This is a genomic window from Bartonella sp. MU37NMGALS (assembly GCF_042194015.1).
GTDB lineage: Bacteria > Pseudomonadota > Alphaproteobacteria > Rhizobiales > Rhizobiaceae > Bartonella > Bartonella grahamii.
Map to the genome: position 1 here is coordinate 1 of NZ_JBHIML010000118.1, position 754 is coordinate 754.

General features: G+C 38.1%; 1 protein-coding gene and 1 pseudogene. Both read left to right on the forward strand.

Translation table 11 applies throughout. The features are described from left to right. Positions 1–672, forward strand: a 672-nt coding sequence (locus tag ACFIJP_RS09430; protein ID WP_375627157.1) for an ERF family protein, incomplete at its 5' end; no start/stop codon positions are given. Position 673: 1 nt separating this feature from the next. Next, positions 674–754: pseudogene (locus ACFIJP_RS09435) on the forward strand (exonuclease); the annotation flags it as partial.

Below are 754 nucleotides of genomic sequence, written 5' to 3' on the forward strand. Positions count from 1 at the left end.
GAGCGTCTCATTGCCTTACGAGAAAAAGAAATAGAACGACAAAACTACGAAAGATTTGCCAGTGATCTTTCGAATATGCAAATAGAATATCAAAAAATACAAAAAAACTCTACAAACACCCATACAAACAGCCAATATGCAACCCTTGACCAGTACATTGATGCTGTAAAAAATACTCTTGCAAAACACCGATTTGCTTTGTTTTCTCGTATCAAAGAACAGAGTTCAGACAATATAATTATAGAAATGACTTTGACGCATCCGTCTGGAAATAAAATCTCAACAGAAGGAAAGTTTCCTTATGACACGAAAGGATGCAAGTCAAATATACAATCGGTTGGTTCTGCAATCACATACGCACGCAGATATCTGTTAGGTATGCTTCTTAATGTCGTGAGTGAAGATGATGATACGGATGGAAACCCGCCTATTAAAAAGGCTTTTCCACAACAGATCAATGAAATCAGAAGACTCATCGTACAAACCCAAGCAGAAGAAGAAAAAATACTTGCTCATTTCGACGTCAAAAAGCTTGACGATATGTCTGAAGGACAAGCACAAACGGTATTGCATCTTTTGAAAAAGAAACAAAATAGGCAAAAGGTAGAAACAGATTCTACTATACAAGATGCCGATATAGCAACGCCACAAGAGCAACAAACGGCGGTGTGAGATGAAACAAAGAACAGCAGAATGGTTTCAAGCGCGCTTGGGTAAAGTCACTGCTTCAAACGTTTACAACGTACTCAGTAAG